The organism is Arthrobacter sp. AQ5-05, assembly GCF_003287975.1.
In the GTDB taxonomy this organism is placed as follows: Bacteria; Actinomycetota; Actinomycetes; order Actinomycetales; family Micrococcaceae; genus Paeniglutamicibacter.
This window is the reverse complement of the sequence record NZ_QMKQ01000010.1, coordinates 1-13,642: the sequence shown is the minus strand read 5'-3', so window position 1 is coordinate 13,642 and position 13,642 is coordinate 1. Positions and strand designations below refer to the sequence as shown.

Below are 13,642 nucleotides of genomic sequence, written 5' to 3'. Positions count from 1 at the left end.
GGGCGGAACGGTCAGTGCGTGAAGTGGTACACCGTTCCGAAGAGCACCGCCGAGACGCTGAACGCGACGCCGATCATCATCGGTGCCCATGTCCCCTGGACGGCAATCAAGAAGACGGCGAACGTCGTAAACAGCAATGTCGCCAGGATGCCGCCGAGGATGATCGATCCGCCGCCGTGGTGGTGCACGGCAGTCTGTACATTTCGATGAAATAGAGTAGCCATAACCTCAGGGTAGGCCGAAGAACCGGGAAATACGAGGGAAGAAATCATGAAGGATCCAATGCAGGCAACGACCGGTGACTGGCGCCAGGTTTTTGGTGCCCTGGCCAACGAGGAGACCCGCCGCTACTACGCCCAGCAGGTCCTGGGCCTGGACAGCGACCTGCGGCCCGAACGCGCGGCCAAGGCCAGGGCCAATCTCGCCAACGCGGGACTCTTGGACGGGGATGGAGCGGTGGATAACCGCCTGTTTGCGCGCGTCTTGGCCTCCGGCGCACGGAAGGCCCCGAAGGAAGGGACCGACCGCTTCCTCGACGCCGCCGGACGCATCGATCGCTACCCCAAGAACCTTGAGGAGCGCCTGGGTTTGCTGCGCGTGGTGGCAGGCAAGGTCATGGTCCACGGGCAGCAACTCACCGAGGTGGAACTGACCGCCAGGCTGGCGGAGTTCACCGACAACCCGGTGTTGCTGCGCCGTTACCTCGTCGACCACGGGATGCTGCTGCGCCAGCCGGATGGCTCGGTGTATCGCTTGGCCGACGGCTCCGATTAGGAGTGGAAATTGTGTCAACCGTCCCCACGGGGTAATTTCTTTGTGAACGGTTTCCGGCATTTGCCACCTTCCGTCCCCGCGTTCCAGGAGCCCCATGTCTGACCCCTATGCCCGCCCCGGTGGCGATCCGAGCCATGGATCGTGGCCGACCCCCGGCGGGCACCCGGGGCAATACGCCCAGAACCAGCAGCCCTATCCGGGGCATTACCCTCCCCGGGGCCACCACGGCACCGTCGGCGGCTACCTGCCCCCGCGCACGCACGGGATGACGGTCTTCGCGATGGTCACCGGCATCGTGGCCGCGGTCCTCTCGCTGGTCCCCTTTGTGGGCTTTGTATCCTTTGTGTTGGGACCCTTGGCGATGGTGCTGGGCATCGTGGGCATCGCCAAGCGGATCAGCAGCCGCGGCTTCAGCGTCACGGCCCTGGTGACAGGGACCTTCGCGTTGCTGGTGTCGATCCTTTACGCGGTGCTGTTCTCCACGATGCTCTCGTACTTCGACAACACCCAAAGCTTTGAATTCAGCGCCAACGGGACCGGGGAATACCAGATCACCGTGGCGAAGACCGCGGACCCGCCGGAAACCACCAACCAGCGCGGGACCTACGCGCAGACGGTGGAAGCCTCCACGCTCTTCGGCGGCATCACCGCCACCAACCCGGGAGGCAGCGACGAGGACGTCAGTTGCCGGATCCACGACACGGCGGGAAACCTGCTGGTGGAGGACGCACAATCCGGCCCCCATGCGGTGGCCGTATGCGAGCTCAGTGATGTGCTGGTGCGCAAGGTCGAGGACATCCAGTTTCCCGACCAGGTCAACGCGCGCGAGCTGGACTGACTATTTTCCGGCGTCCCGGTTCTTGCGGGCCTCGATGACCCGGCGGATCGAGAGATCCAGCACCGGGTAGTCGGCACCGGGTCCCAACGCCATGAAGCACGGGGCCTCGTGGTCCGGGAGCGTGAGCCCGTCGTAGCGGAAGCCCCGGTATCGACCGCCGGCGCGGCGCACCAGCAGTGCGCCGGCGGAGACATCCCAGGCCCTGGTGTCAAAGCCGATGGTTGCATCGCACCATCCGGCGGCCACGTGGGCCAGCGCCAGGGCCGCGGATACCTTTCGGCGCACCGTGGCAAAGGACGAGACCCAGGAGCCGAACTCGCGCAGGGCCGATTCCCCGTCGCGGGCGATTGCCTCGGCCGAGGGGTAGTCGGTCATGATGTTCGCGTGCCGCTGCTCGGGCCTGGGCGAGGGGGCCAGGATGCTCCCGTTCAGGTAGGCATGCTCGGCATCGGCGGTGAACTCCAAGTCGGCGATCGGGTCCAGCACGACGGCGGCGAGCAGTTCCCCGTTGCGGGCCGCGGCAATGGAGATGCAGAAGAAGGCGACTCCGTGGGTGAAGTTGCTGGTGCCGTCGATGGGGTCCACGATCCACTGGATGGAGCCGGTGCCCGTGCGACCGCCCTCTTCGCCCAGCACCCAGGAGTCGGGTTCGGCCGCCAGGAGGTGTTCGCGGATCACCGCCTCGCTGCGCCTGTCGAAGGCCGTGACCAGGTCATGGGCGTTGGTCTTGTTCTCGCGTTCCACCCCGGATCGAAACGCCTCGCGCAGGATCGGTGCGGCCAGCCGCGCGGCGTCCAGTGCAATGGTGCGCAATCGTGCGGCCAGGTCGATATCGGAGGTGCTGAAGTTTGCGGTGCTCACGATCCACCAGCCTAGCGCCGCTGTGAGAAGCATCAAATTAGTTTGACTAGGCAACTAAATTGCCAATATGGTTGCCCCGGGCAACATTTGCCTTGGTCAACCATATTCTTGAAGGAGCTCGATTCCTTGTCGCGCGGCGAAACACCAACCCTTGAACTGGTCGAAAGCCTCATGGCGCTGCGGCGCACGCTGCGATGCGTCGAGCACGCGGGGGAGGCCAACGGATCCCTGGGGTTTGCCGCACTGGGCGTGCTGGCCTACATCCAGCGCCACCAGCCCACCCGTGCCACCGACGTCGCCCAATGGATCGGCATCGGTCCCGCAGCGCTGAGCCGTCAGGTCGCCGAACTCGAGGGTGCGGGATTGCTCGTGCGCGCGCCGAGCCCCACCGACGCCCGGGCCCAGCTGATTTCGCTCACCCCCAGGGGTGCGGAAGAGATCGGACAGGCCTACATCAGGCGCGCCGGCCTGCTCGCGGGGTTGCTCAAGGACTGGGACGAGGCGGAAATCTCCGCTGCCGCAGCCACCGTGAACGAAATCCAGGGCGTGCTTCGCGCCGGCCTGGATGCCCGTGGCGGCAAGACCACCATGGCCCCGCGGGGCCCAGAGGAGAACCCCAATGTCTGAGCAGCAGTCGGTCGACCTGACGCGGGAGCGCCACGGCGACCAAGCGCAGATGAGCCAGAAGGAAGTGCTGCGCTCCATCACCGGTGTCTTGGCGTCCTTCTTCGCAGCCATGCTGGCAACCACCATCGTTGCCATCGCCCTGCCCACCATCATGGATGCCCTGGATGGCACACAGACCGACTTCAACTGGGTCATCACCGCGGCCCTGCTGGCCAACGCCGCCACCACCCCGATCTGGGGCAAGCTCGCCGACCTCTTTGACAAGAAGAAGCTGCTGCAAATCAGCATCGTCATCTTCGTGTCCGGCTCCATGCTGGCGGGATTTGCCATCAACATCCCCATGCTCATGAGCGCCCGCGTCATCCAGGGCATCGGCATGGGAGGGCTGACCGCCATGGGCATGGCGGTCATCGGCACAGTCATCCCGCCGCGCGAGCGCGGCAAGTACTCCGGCTACTTCGGCGGGGTGATGGCGGCCGCGACGGCCGGCGGACCGCTGCTGGGCGGCCTGATCGTCGATTCCCCGCTGGGCTGGCGCTGGACCTTCTTCATCGGGATCCCCATCGCCATCATCTCCATGTGGCTGATCCACAAGACCCTGCACATCGCGCACATCCCGCGCAAGGTCTACATCGACTGGGCCGGCGCGGTGCTGGTGACCATTTCGGTCTCCGTGCTGCTGGTCTGGGTGTCCTACGTGGGCAAGGAGGGCTTCTACGAGTTCAACTCCTGGCAGACCTACGCGATGGTCGGCGGCTCGCTGGTGCTCATCGCGCTGCTGCTCTGGGTCGAGGGCCGGGTCCCGGAGCCGGTGATCCCGCTGCGCATCATCGCCACCCGCACCACCGCCCTGGCGATCCTGGCCTCGATCTCCATCGGCGTGGCCATGTTCGGATCCGGTGCCTTCCTGGGCCAGTACTTCCAGGTGGCCCGCGAGGCGAGCCCCACCCTGGCCGGGGTCATGACCCTGCCGATGATCGCCGGCAACCTCTTCGGCTCGGTCTTTTCCGGCCAGCTGATCTCGCGCTTCGGGCGTTGGAAGATCTTCCTGGTCATCGGCGCCATCCTCAACGTCGGCGCACTGGGCCTGCTGGGCATGATGTCCCACGACACCAACTACTGGATCCTGGCCACCGGCATGTTCTTCAACGGCCTGGGCATGGGGTTCATGCTGCAGAACCTGGTCCTGGCGGTGCAGAACACCGTGAAGGTCACCGATATCGGCACCGCCAGCTCCTCGGTGGCCTTCTTCCGGGCCGTCGGGGGCGCCGCCGGCGTGGCGGTGCTCGGTGCGATGCTTTCGGACAAGGTCTCGGTGCTGGTGCTGGATGCGTTGAAATCCGCGCACCTGGTTTCGCCGGACGGTTCCACGGGGGTCGCGGCAGGGGGAACCTCGCTGAATCTCACGGAGATGCCGCCGGCGGTGCGCCTCATGTATGAAAACGCGCTCGGCGATGCCACCGGCGTGGTGTTCATGACCTCGGCCATCGTCGCCGTCGTCGGCCTGGTGTGCATCCTGTTCATCAAGGAAGTGCCGCTGCGCCGAACCGTGTAAATGTGTTATCGCTGGTTGACGTGGGCAAAGACCGGTCGTTTCGGATGAAGTGACCCGGGCTTTGGATGGTGTATCCGAGACTTCGGTCACGCCCCTTGCGTAATGTGAGCTGCGTCGTACCCACGGAAGGAACCGCGATGACCAGCACCCCCACGCAAGGCAGCACCGCAGCACCCGCGCTCAAGAAGGTCCTGGGCCGATGGGACACCCTCGCCATCGGCGTCGGCGCCATGATCGGCTTCGGCTGGGTGGTGCTCACCGGCGACTGGATCACCACCGCGGGCCCGCTGGGCGCATCCCTGGCCATGGTCGTCGGCGGCGGCATCATGGCCGTGGTCGGGTTGACCTACGCGGAACTGGTGGCAGCGATGCCGCGGGCCGGTGGCGAGCACAACTACCTGCTGCGGGCCATGGGCGCCCGCTGGTCGTTCGCCGGATCCTGGGCCATCGTGGGCGGGTACATCACCATCGTCGCCTTCGAGGCCGTGGCCCTGCCCAAGACCGCGCTCTATCTCTTCCCCGACCTGAACAAGGTCCACCTCTGGGACATCGCCGGATCCGAGGTCTACCTGACCTGGGCGCTGGTCGGCGTCCTGGGCGGGGTGGCCATCACGGCCATCAACATCCGCGGCATCAAGACCGCCGGGGTCGTGCAGACCTTCGTGGTGCTCTTCCTCTTCGCCATCGGCGCCGTCCTGCTCTTCGGGTCCTTCACCGGCGGCTCCACGCAAACCATGGAGCCGTTCTTCAACAACGGCGTCGCCGGGTTCTTCGGCGTGATGATCATCGTCCCGTTCATGTTCGTGGGCTTCGACGTGATCCCGCAGTCCGCCGAGGAATGCGACATCGAGCCAAGGCGCATCGGGAAGTACGTCGTCATCGCCGTGCTCATTGCCACCGCCTGGTACGTCATGGTCATCCTGGCGACCTCCTCCGGCATGGGTCCCGCGGCCCTGGCCACCTCGGACCTGGCCACCGCCGATGCGATGGGCGCGCTCTTCGGCTCGGCCATGATGGCCAAGGTGCTGATCGCCGGCGGCATCGCGGGCATCCTGACCTCCTGGAACTCGCTGCTCATGGGCGCCTCCCGGCTGCTCTATGCGATGGCCGCCTCCGGCATGCTGCCGGCCTGGTTCGCCAAGCTGCATCCAAGATTCCACACCCCGGTCAACGCGCTGCTGTTCATCGGCGGGCTCTCGGTGCTGGCCCCGTTCTTCGGCTCGGCCATGCTCGGCTGGCTGGTCGACTCCGGCTCCCCGTCCATCGTGATCGCCTACCTGCTGGTCGGCGTCGCCTTCGTGATCCTGCGCAAGCGCGAACCGATGATGGAGCGCCCGTTGCGCATCGGCGGGAAGGGCAACTTCGGCAAGGCCATCGGCATCACCTCGGTGATCTTCTGTGCCGGGCTGATCAGCCTCTACCTGCCGGGCATGCCCGCTGCCATCGGGATCCAGCCGTGGCTGCTCTTCGGTGCCTGGTGGGCCATGGGCTTCGCCTTCCTGGTGCGGGTGCCGCGCGGCATCGAACCGGGCATCAACGCCGAGGACGAACTGCTGGCCCGCCTGGCAATGCGCAAGGCGGCCAAGGCCAAGGCAGTATTCGGGCAAGCCCCGCAGATTGTCCCCGCCGAAAACAACGTGAAGGAATCCGAACGCGCATGAGCAGGATCCGCCCCCTTGAGGGAATCATCGTCGCCGACTTCTCCCGGGTCCTGGCGGGCCCGCTGTGCACCATGACGCTGGCCGACCTCGGTGCCACCGTCATCAAGGTCGAGCGCCCCGGAACCGGGGACGACACCCGCAGCTGGGGGCCGCCCTTCTCGGCCACCGGCTCGACCTACTTCGAATCGGTGAACCGCAACAAGCAGTCGGTCGCCCTGGACCTCTCCGACCCCGCGGACAGGGACGTGGCCAGGGAGTTGGCGCTGCGTGCCGACGTGCTGGTGGAAAACTTCAAGCCCGGCGGCATGGACAAGCTCGGCCTGGGCTACGCGGAGCTCTCCGCGCAGAACCCCGGACTGGTCTACGCCTCGATCTCCGGCTTCGGCTCCACCGGGGGAGCCCACCTGCCCGGCTACGACTTCATCGTCCAGGCCCTGGGCGGGCTCATGTCGATCACCGGGGAGGCCGGCGCCGACCCGATGAAGGCAGGGGTCGCGTTGGTGGACGTGCTCACCGCCAAGGACGCAAGCATCGGGGTCCTCGCGGCACTGACAGCCCGAAACGCCTCCGGGCACGGCGCGCACGTAGAGGTCAACCTGCTCTCCAGCCTGCAAGGAGCCCTGGCCAACCAGGGCCAGGCGTACCTGGGGGCGGGCAAGGTCGCCACGCGCATGGGCAACGAGCACCCCTCGATCGTTCCCTACCAGTTGCTGGCGTGCGCCGACGGATCCGTCGCCGTGGCCTGCGGCAACGATCGCCAGTTCGCCAGGCTCTGCACCGAGATCGGGGAACCGCAGCTTTCCTCCGATGCGCGCTTCGCGACCAATTCGGCCCGCGTGGCGAACCGCGAGGTGCTCATCCCGCTGCTCGAAGACGCGCTGGGTGCCGACACCGGCGCCAACTGGCAGTCCCGCTTCACCGGCATCGGGGTGCCGGCCGGAAAGGTCGCGGGCATCGACGAGGGCCTGGCCTATGCCGAGTCCCTGGGACTGGAACCTGTCATCGAGGTGCACACCGCCGCGGGCATCCCCGCGGGGAAGCAGGTGCGCCATCCGATCACCTGGACCCCGGAGCTCGATGCCCCCACCCTGGCCCCGCCGCAATTGGGCGAGCACACCGAGAGCATCCGCGCCTGGCTGGGAAGCACTACCGAACCCGTCCCCGGCTCACGGGGCGTGGCGCAGCTGAACCCCTGATTCCTCGCGGCGCAACGCCAGCCACAGGTGCGCGGCGACATCCGGATCGTCCAGGTCCACGCCCAGGAGGCCGGATGCCACCGAAATCCGGTGGCGCAGCGAATTTCGGTGGATGTCCAGGGCCCTCGCCGCGTCTTCCCAGGTGCCGCGGGCCCCGAGGTAGGCACGCACGGTGGCCAGCAGGTCGGCGCGCGGATACTGCGCCAGCGCCCGCACCCAGCCGGCGGCCTTGGCGTCCTCGCTGGCGTCCACCGCCACCAGGTGCCCGGCCGGGGCCTGCAGCACGGCCCGGCGCAACACCGCAAGGTTCCCCGGGATCTCGCCCAGGGACACCGGATCACCCAGTGCCGCGGCCAGCGACCCAAAGTCCTCCGGCTCGGCAGCCCCGGCGATCCCCAGCAGCGCATCTTCCTCCAGGGACCGCCCGCGCCCGTCCGCCGGCCTGCTGCCGATCCCCGAGGCCGGCAGCACCAGGTAGAGGATCTCGTCCTGCACGTGGCGCAGCGTGCAGGCGTCCACCGCGGCGGCCAAATCGGGCAATCCCGGATCGGCCACCAGCTTCGCGGCGGCCCGCGCCGCCAGTCCCGGATCGTCCCCGGGGGAGAGCCGGACCCCGAGCAGCCGGACCCGGTTGGGAAGCTCGGCCAGGCCCACATCCTCGGCCACCATGTGGGCCGCCTCGGTCTGCCCGTGCAGCAACAGCTTGGTGGTCGCCGCGCCCAGTGCGTGGGTGGTGCCCACCACGACCTCCCGTTGCCTCGCCCGCAGGGCCAGCAACGTGGAGACGGTCATGATGACCTGTCGGTCGGCGCGGGTCAGCGTGCGCCCCGAGCCGATGCACAGAAACCCGTGGATCCGGGTGCCCAGCAGGATCGGGTAGAGCACCACCGGCTGGCCCTGCACCTCGAAGGTGGCGGCCGAGGGAACCCCGGCCTTGTTGAAGCGGATCGATTCGGCGCGCAGGTGCCCCACCAGCGAACCGGCCGAGGCCGGCCACACGGTCTCGGCCCCGGCATCCGCCGGAAGGTACGCTGCCCACCCGCCCAGCGCCTGGGCCAGCCCGCGCACCACCGCGTTGGTGGCATCCGGACGCATCGCCGCCCGGGCCAGTGCGGTCTGCGTACCCAGCGAATCCATCAGGTTGGCGGTGTCGTCCCGGGCGGACAGACGCCAATAGGCGCGTGAGACGTGCTGGAACGGCACCCCGTCGGGCACGATCGCCAGCTCGATGCCCGCAGCCCGGCTTGCTTTCAGCACGTGCCCGGGCACCTCGGTGAGCCACGGCCCCAGGCCCAGGCCTACGGCCCGCACGTCGTTTGCGCCGAGCCGGGCCATGTAGGCGACGGAGAGCGCCGCGGACTTGGCAAAGGGCATGCCGGTGGTCAGCAGCAGCTCACCGCCCTCGAGGTACGGGGTCGGGTCCTCCAGCTCGGAGACGTGCACGCCGGTCACCGGTTTGGCGCTGAATTGCGCGCCAGGGGCGGGCACCAGCTCGGGCCCGAGCTCGGCACCCATCTGCAACAAGGAGATCATGGGTTGAATTATCCAACACGTACGGGCTCCTTGGGCAAATCATCCAATGACGCGTGTCACGCCCTGGCATAACGTGGAGCGCATGACCGAAACGCTCCCGGCCGTCGATGCCGCCACCATTGCCCAGTCCCGCCACCTCGCCACCGCCATCCCCGGCCCGCGTTCGGTCGCCTTGCACGCCGAACGCACGGAACAGGTGACCAACGGCTTCGGGATCGCCCTGCCGGTCTTCGTGACCCGCGCGGACGGCGGCATCATCGAGGACGTCGACGGCAACAGGCTCATCGACTTCGCCTCGGGCATCGCTGTGACCTCGCTGGGCGCCAGCAACAAGCGCGTGGCGCAGCGCGTCGCGGCGCAGCTCGAGGCCTTCACCCACACCTGCTTCATGGTCACCGAATACGAATCCTTCACCCAGGTCTGCAAGTGGCTCAACGAGAACACCCCGGGCGACTTCGAGAAGCGCACCGGCCTGTTCTCCACCGGTGCCGAGGCCGTGGAAAACGCCATCAAGATCGCCCGCGCCGCCACGGGACGCGCGAACGTGCTGGTCTTCGACGAGGCCTACCACGGCCGCTCGCTGCTCACCATGGCCATGACCGCCAAGGTCAACCCTTACAAGCTGAACTTCGGCCCGCTGCCGGCCGAGATCATCCGCGCGGCCTCCGCCAACCCGCTGCGTCCCGCCCAGGGACTGGCCGCCGGCGCCGAGACCGCGCTGGAATCGGTCGAAGCCACCATCCTCGAGCACGGCGCGGAAACCTTCGCCGCCATGGTCATCGAACCGATCCAGGGCGAGGGCGGCTTCATCGTCCCGGCCGAAGGATTCATCCCGGGCCTGCGCAAACTCGCCGACAAGTACGGCATCGTGCTGGTCATCGACGAAATCCAGGCCGGCATGGGCCGCACCGGAACCCTCTTCGCTTCCGAACACGAGGGTGTCGCCGGGGACCTGATCCTCACCGCCAAGGCACTGGCCAACGGCGTCCCGCTCTCCGCGGTCACCGGACGCGCAGAGCTGATGAACGCACCGCACGCCGGCGGGCTGGGCGGCACCTACGCCGGCAACCCGCTGGCCTGCGAGGCCGCACTGGCGGTCTTCGAACAGTTCGAGGACGGCACGCTGCTTCACAAGGCCAAGCGCATCGAGGCCGTGGCCCGCGAGATCCTGGAGCCCTTGTTGTCCTCCACTTCCATCGTTGCCGAGGTCCGCGGCCGCGGCGCCATGCTCGCCATCGAGCTCGCCGATGCCACAACCCTGGCACCGCGCGCGGATTTGGCCAAGGAGATCTCCGCGGCCTGCCACGCCGCCGGCGTGCTGACCCTGACCTGCGGCACCCACGGCAACGTCGTGCGCCTGCTGCCTCCGCTGGTCATCGGCGAAGAACTGCTGCGCGACGGACTGAACGTCCTGGCCCGGGCCATTGCCGACGCCGCCAAGTAGCCTGCCCGGCACCCGGACTTCCCGACCCTCTTTCTCCAAGGAGCATTCCATGACCATCACCACCCACGAATCCCACCAGCTGGACCCGGCCGACCTGATCAACTTCGACGCGCTGCTTTCCGCCGAGGAACTCGCGCTGCGCGCCAAGGTCCGCAGCTTCGTGAACGAAGCCATCAAACCCAACATCGCAGGCTGGTACGCCGACGCGGTCTTCCCGCTGGAAATCGTCCCGGAAATGGCCAAGCTCGGCCTGCTGGGCATGCACCTGAAGGGCTATGGCTGCGCCGGTGCCAGCGCCGTGGAGTACGGCATCGCCGGCAGCGAGCTGGAGGCCGGCGACTCGGGCCTGCGCACCTTCGTCTCGGTGCAGGGATCCCTGGCCATGAGCGCCATCTACAAGCACGGCTCCGAGGAGCAGAAGAACGAATGGCTGCCGAAAATGGCCGCGGGCGAAGCCATCGGCTGCTTCGGGCTGACCGAACCGACAGCGGGCTCGGATCCCTCCGCCATGAAGACCTTCGCCCGACGCGACGGGGACGACTGGGTCATCAACGGCACCAAGCGCTGGATCGGCCTGGCCAATGTCGCGCAGGTTGCGGTCATTTGGGCGCAGACCGATGCGGGCATCCGCGGCTTCGTGGTCCCCACGCAGACCGCCGGCTTCAAGGCGACCCCGATCGAGCAGAAGCTCTCGATGCGGGCCTCCATCCAGTGCGAGATCGAACTGACCGAGCTGCGCCTGCCGGGCTCCGCGGTGCTGCCGAACGTCACGGGACTCAAGGGACCGTTCTCCTGCCTGAACGAGGCCCGCTACGGCATCATCTGGGGCGCCATGGGCGCTGCCCGCGACGCCTTCGAGGACGCGCTGGCCTACTCGCAGCAGCGCCTGCAATTCGACAAGCCGCTGGCCGGCTACCAGTTGACCCAGCAGAAGCTGGTGGACATGGCCCTGGAAATCAACAAGGGCTACCTGCTGGCTTTGCACATCGGACGCATGAAGGATGCCGGCACCCTTGACCTGCACCAGATCTCGGTCGGCAAGCTGAACAACTGCCGTGAGGCCATCAAGATCGCCCGCGAGGCCCGCACCATCCTGGGCGGCAACGGCATCACCCTGGACTACTCGCCGCTGCGCCACGCCAACAACCTGGAATCGGTGCGCACCTACGAGGGCACCGACGAGGTCCACACCCTGATCCTGGGCAACAAGCTCACCGGCGTCCCGGCCTTCCGCTAACCCCCGGCACCCCTGAATCGAGAGCATTGAGATGACCGAAACCATGACGCACACCGAAACCGTCCCGCTGCGCCTGCTGATCGACGGTGCCTGGATCAAGGGCACCGGCACGGACCTCGAATCCGCTTCGCCGACCGACCCCGGGCGGGTTGTCGCAGCCGGAGGCACAGCCACCGTGAACGACGTGCGCACCGCCATGGCCGCAGCACGAGCCGCGGCCGCGGGCTGGGCCGCGACCCCGATGGCCGAACGCGGGGGATACCTGTCCCGCGCCGCTGAAATCGTCACCGCCAACGCCGATGCGTGGGGCACCGAGCTGGCACGTGAGGAGGGCAAGACCGTCGCCGAGGGCCGCGGCGAGGTGCTGCGCGCCGCGCAGATCCTCACCTATTACTCGGCCGAGTCCGACCGGCTGGCCGGAGAGGTCTTCTCCTCCCCGCGCCGCGGCGAGCAGATCCTGGTCACCCGCAAGCCGCTGGGCGTCGTGGGTGTCATCACGCCCTTCAACTTCCCCATCGCAATCCCGGCCTGGAAGATCGCCCCGGCGCTGGTCTTCGGCAACACCGTGGTGTGGAAGCCGGCCTCCGCGGTGCCGCTGCTGGCCATGCGCCTGGCCCAGGCCCTCGTCGAGGCGGGCCTGCCGGCCGGCGTGCTGAACCTGGTCATCGGATCCGGTGCGCTGGGCAACGAGATCGTCAACCACCCGGACCTGGACGGGCTCACCTTCACCGGATCGACCGGTGTGGGGCGCAAGCTCGCCGCCTTGGCCGCCGGCGCCGGGGTGCCGATCCAGGCCGAGATGGGCGGCAAGAACGCCTCTGTCGTGCTGGAAGATGCAGACCTCGACCTCGCAACCGAACAGGTGCTCTTTGGCGCTTTCCGCTCCACCGGGCAGAAATGCACCGCGACCTCGCGGCTGATCCTGCAGGAATCCATCGCCGACGCATTCCTGGAACGCCTGCGCGAGCGCCTGGGCCAGTGGAAGACCGGGGATCCGACCGATCCGTCGGTGCACATGGGCCCGGTCGTCTCCCCGGCCGCCGCACAGCAGATCCGCGACGGCGTTGCCGCATCGATCGCCCAGGGTGCCACCGTGGGCTTCGAGGGCGACGTTGCGTCCCTCGGGGATGCCTTCGTGGCCCCGACCGTGCTCGAGGTCCCGGACGCGGGCAACGACGCGTGGCGCGAGGAATTCTTCGGACCGGTCCTCGCGGTACGCCGCGTGGCCACCACCGAGGAAGCCTTTGAGCTGGCTAACGACTCGGAATACGGCCTGAGCTGCGCCCTGTTCACCCGGGACCTGACCCAGGCCCTGGCCGCCATGGAGTCCATTGACGTGGGGATCCTGCACGTGAACTCCGAGTCGGCCGGCGCCGATCCGCATGTGCCCTTCGGCGGGGCCAAGAAGAGCGGCTACGGCCCGAAGGAACAAGGCGGCGCAGCGAAGGAATTCTTCACGCACACCACCACCGTGTACCTGCGCGGGGCCTAGCAACACCCGGTTCGGGGCACCCGCCGTCATCTGGCAGGACCGGATGCGGCCGGCGCCCCGACTGGTGCCTAGGATGAACATCGAGCCTGGGCACCAAACGTGAGCCAGCGAACAATTGATGAAAGCGCGGAGCCAAGAATGGGCACAGAGATCGGCATCGAAAACATTTCCAACATCCTGGTCATTGGCGCCGGAACCATGGGACGCCAGATCGCCATGAGTGCGGCCCTGGCCGGGTATTCCACCACCATCCAGGACATTTCCGCCGAGGGCCTGGCCGCGGCACGCACCGAACTCGAGGGCTGGGCCGCCTCCCGGGTGGCCAAGGGCAAGCTGGAGCAGGATGCCGCCACCGCGGCCCTGGGCGCCCTGGCCTACAGCACCGACCTCGATGAGGCGGCCGCAGGAGCGGACTTCGTGATCG

13 protein-coding genes are annotated in these 13,642 nt (G+C 67.7%); 10 read left to right on the top strand and 3 right to left on the bottom strand.

Annotation, left to right across the window (positions count from 1 at the left end; translation table 11 throughout):
* Positions 1–11 precede the first annotated feature (11 nt).
* Positions 12–224 carry a hypothetical protein gene (locus DQ353_RS10490; protein WP_181578333.1) on the bottom strand — a complete coding sequence of 71 codons (213 nt, stop codon included), beginning with the start codon at positions 222–224 and terminating at the stop codon, positions 12–14.
* A gap of 46 nt (positions 225–270) precedes the next feature.
* Here DQ353_RS10490 and DQ353_RS10485 point away from each other — a divergent pair, with 46 nt between their 5' ends.
* On the top strand, positions 271–774 hold the full coding sequence (locus DQ353_RS10485; protein WP_113762711.1) for a DUF2087 domain-containing protein: 504 nt from the start codon (positions 271–273) through the stop codon (positions 772–774).
* A 94-nt stretch (positions 775–868) separates the two neighbouring features.
* Positions 869–1,612, top strand: coding sequence for a DUF4190 domain-containing protein (locus DQ353_RS10480; protein WP_113762710.1), 744 nt, complete (start codon positions 869–871; stop codon positions 1,610–1,612).
* On the opposite strand, the gene DQ353_RS10475 is transcribed toward DQ353_RS10480, so the two are convergent.
* Positions 1,613–2,473: an inositol monophosphatase family protein gene (locus DQ353_RS10475; protein WP_113762709.1), complete on the bottom strand. Its 861-nt coding sequence runs from the start codon at positions 2,471–2,473 to the stop codon at positions 1,613–1,615.
* Positions 2,474–2,599: 126 nt separating this feature from the next.
* Here DQ353_RS10475 and DQ353_RS10470 point away from each other — a divergent pair, with 126 nt between their 5' ends.
* The 4 genes from DQ353_RS10470 (at position 2,600) to DQ353_RS10455 (ending at position 7,512) form a co-directional block, all read left to right on the top strand.
* Positions 2,600–3,100, top strand: a complete 501-nt coding sequence (locus tag DQ353_RS10470) for a MarR family winged helix-turn-helix transcriptional regulator (protein WP_113762708.1) — start codon at positions 2,600–2,602, stop codon at positions 3,098–3,100.
* Positions 3,093–4,655: an MFS transporter gene (locus DQ353_RS10465; RefSeq protein WP_113762707.1), complete on the top strand. Its 1,563-nt coding sequence runs from the start codon at positions 3,093–3,095 to the stop codon at positions 4,653–4,655. Before DQ353_RS10470 ends, DQ353_RS10465 begins: the two co-directional genes overlap by 8 nt.
* A 137-nt stretch (positions 4,656–4,792) precedes the next feature.
* Positions 4,793–6,316, top strand: coding sequence for an APC family permease (locus tag DQ353_RS10460; RefSeq protein ID WP_113762706.1), 1,524 nt, complete (start codon positions 4,793–4,795; stop codon positions 6,314–6,316).
* Positions 6,313–7,512 carry a CaiB/BaiF CoA transferase family protein gene (locus DQ353_RS10455; protein ID WP_113762705.1) on the top strand — a complete coding sequence of 400 codons (1,200 nt, stop codon included), beginning with the start codon at positions 6,313–6,315 and terminating at the stop codon, positions 7,510–7,512. Before DQ353_RS10460 ends, DQ353_RS10455 begins: the two co-directional genes overlap by 4 nt.
* Here DQ353_RS10455 and DQ353_RS10450 read toward each other — a convergent pair.
* Positions 7,483–9,045: a PucR family transcriptional regulator gene (locus DQ353_RS10450; RefSeq protein ID WP_113762704.1), complete on the bottom strand. Its 1,563-nt coding sequence runs from the start codon at positions 9,043–9,045 to the stop codon at positions 7,483–7,485. The two genes, DQ353_RS10455 and DQ353_RS10450, sit on opposite strands and share 30 nt — an antisense overlap.
* 82 nt (positions 9,046–9,127) lie before the next feature.
* Here DQ353_RS10450 and DQ353_RS10445 point away from each other — a divergent pair, with 82 nt between their 5' ends.
* The 4 genes from DQ353_RS10445 to DQ353_RS10430 form a co-directional block, all read left to right on the top strand.
* Positions 9,128–10,489, top strand: coding sequence for an aminotransferase class III-fold pyridoxal phosphate-dependent enzyme (locus DQ353_RS10445; RefSeq protein WP_113762703.1), 1,362 nt, complete (start codon positions 9,128–9,130; stop codon positions 10,487–10,489).
* A gap of 49 nt (positions 10,490–10,538) precedes the next feature.
* Entirely contained in the window at positions 10,539–11,726 is a 1,188-nt protein-coding gene (locus DQ353_RS10440; protein ID WP_113762702.1) for an acyl-CoA dehydrogenase family protein, read from the top strand.
* 31 nt (positions 11,727–11,757) lie between these two features.
* Entirely contained in the window at positions 11,758–13,218 is a 1,461-nt protein-coding gene (locus tag DQ353_RS10435) for an aldehyde dehydrogenase family protein (RefSeq protein WP_113762701.1), read from the top strand.
* A gap of 138 nt (positions 13,219–13,356) precedes the next feature.
* The coding region (locus DQ353_RS10430; protein WP_286166743.1) for a 3-hydroxyacyl-CoA dehydrogenase NAD-binding domain-containing protein at positions 13,357–13,642 on the top strand (286 nt) is incomplete at its 3' end.

Coding starts and splice junctions, on each gene's coding strand:
- DQ353_RS10490 (WP_181578333.1), bottom strand. CDS start 224: ATGGCTACTCTATTTCATCGAAATGTACAGACTGCCGTGCACCACCAC.
- DQ353_RS10480 (WP_113762710.1), top strand. CDS start 869: ATGTCTGACCCCTATGCCCGCCCCGGTGGCGATCCGAGCCATGGATCG.
- DQ353_RS10435 (WP_113762701.1), top strand. CDS start 11,758: ATGACCGAAACCATGACGCACACCGAAACCGTCCCGCTGCGCCTGCTG.
- DQ353_RS10440 (WP_113762702.1), top strand. CDS start 10,539: ATGACCATCACCACCCACGAATCCCACCAGCTGGACCCGGCCGACCTG.
- DQ353_RS10445 (WP_113762703.1), top strand. CDS start 9,128: ATGACCGAAACGCTCCCGGCCGTCGATGCCGCCACCATTGCCCAGTCC.
- DQ353_RS10450 (WP_113762704.1), bottom strand. CDS start 9,045: ATGATCTCCTTGTTGCAGATGGGTGCCGAGCTCGGGCCCGAGCTGGTG.
- DQ353_RS10485 (WP_113762711.1), top strand. CDS start 271: ATGAAGGATCCAATGCAGGCAACGACCGGTGACTGGCGCCAGGTTTTT.
- DQ353_RS10465 (WP_113762707.1), top strand. CDS start 3,093: ATGTCTGAGCAGCAGTCGGTCGACCTGACGCGGGAGCGCCACGGCGAC.
- DQ353_RS10455 (WP_113762705.1), top strand. CDS start 6,313: ATGAGCAGGATCCGCCCCCTTGAGGGAATCATCGTCGCCGACTTCTCC.
- DQ353_RS10460 (WP_113762706.1), top strand. CDS start 4,793: ATGACCAGCACCCCCACGCAAGGCAGCACCGCAGCACCCGCGCTCAAG.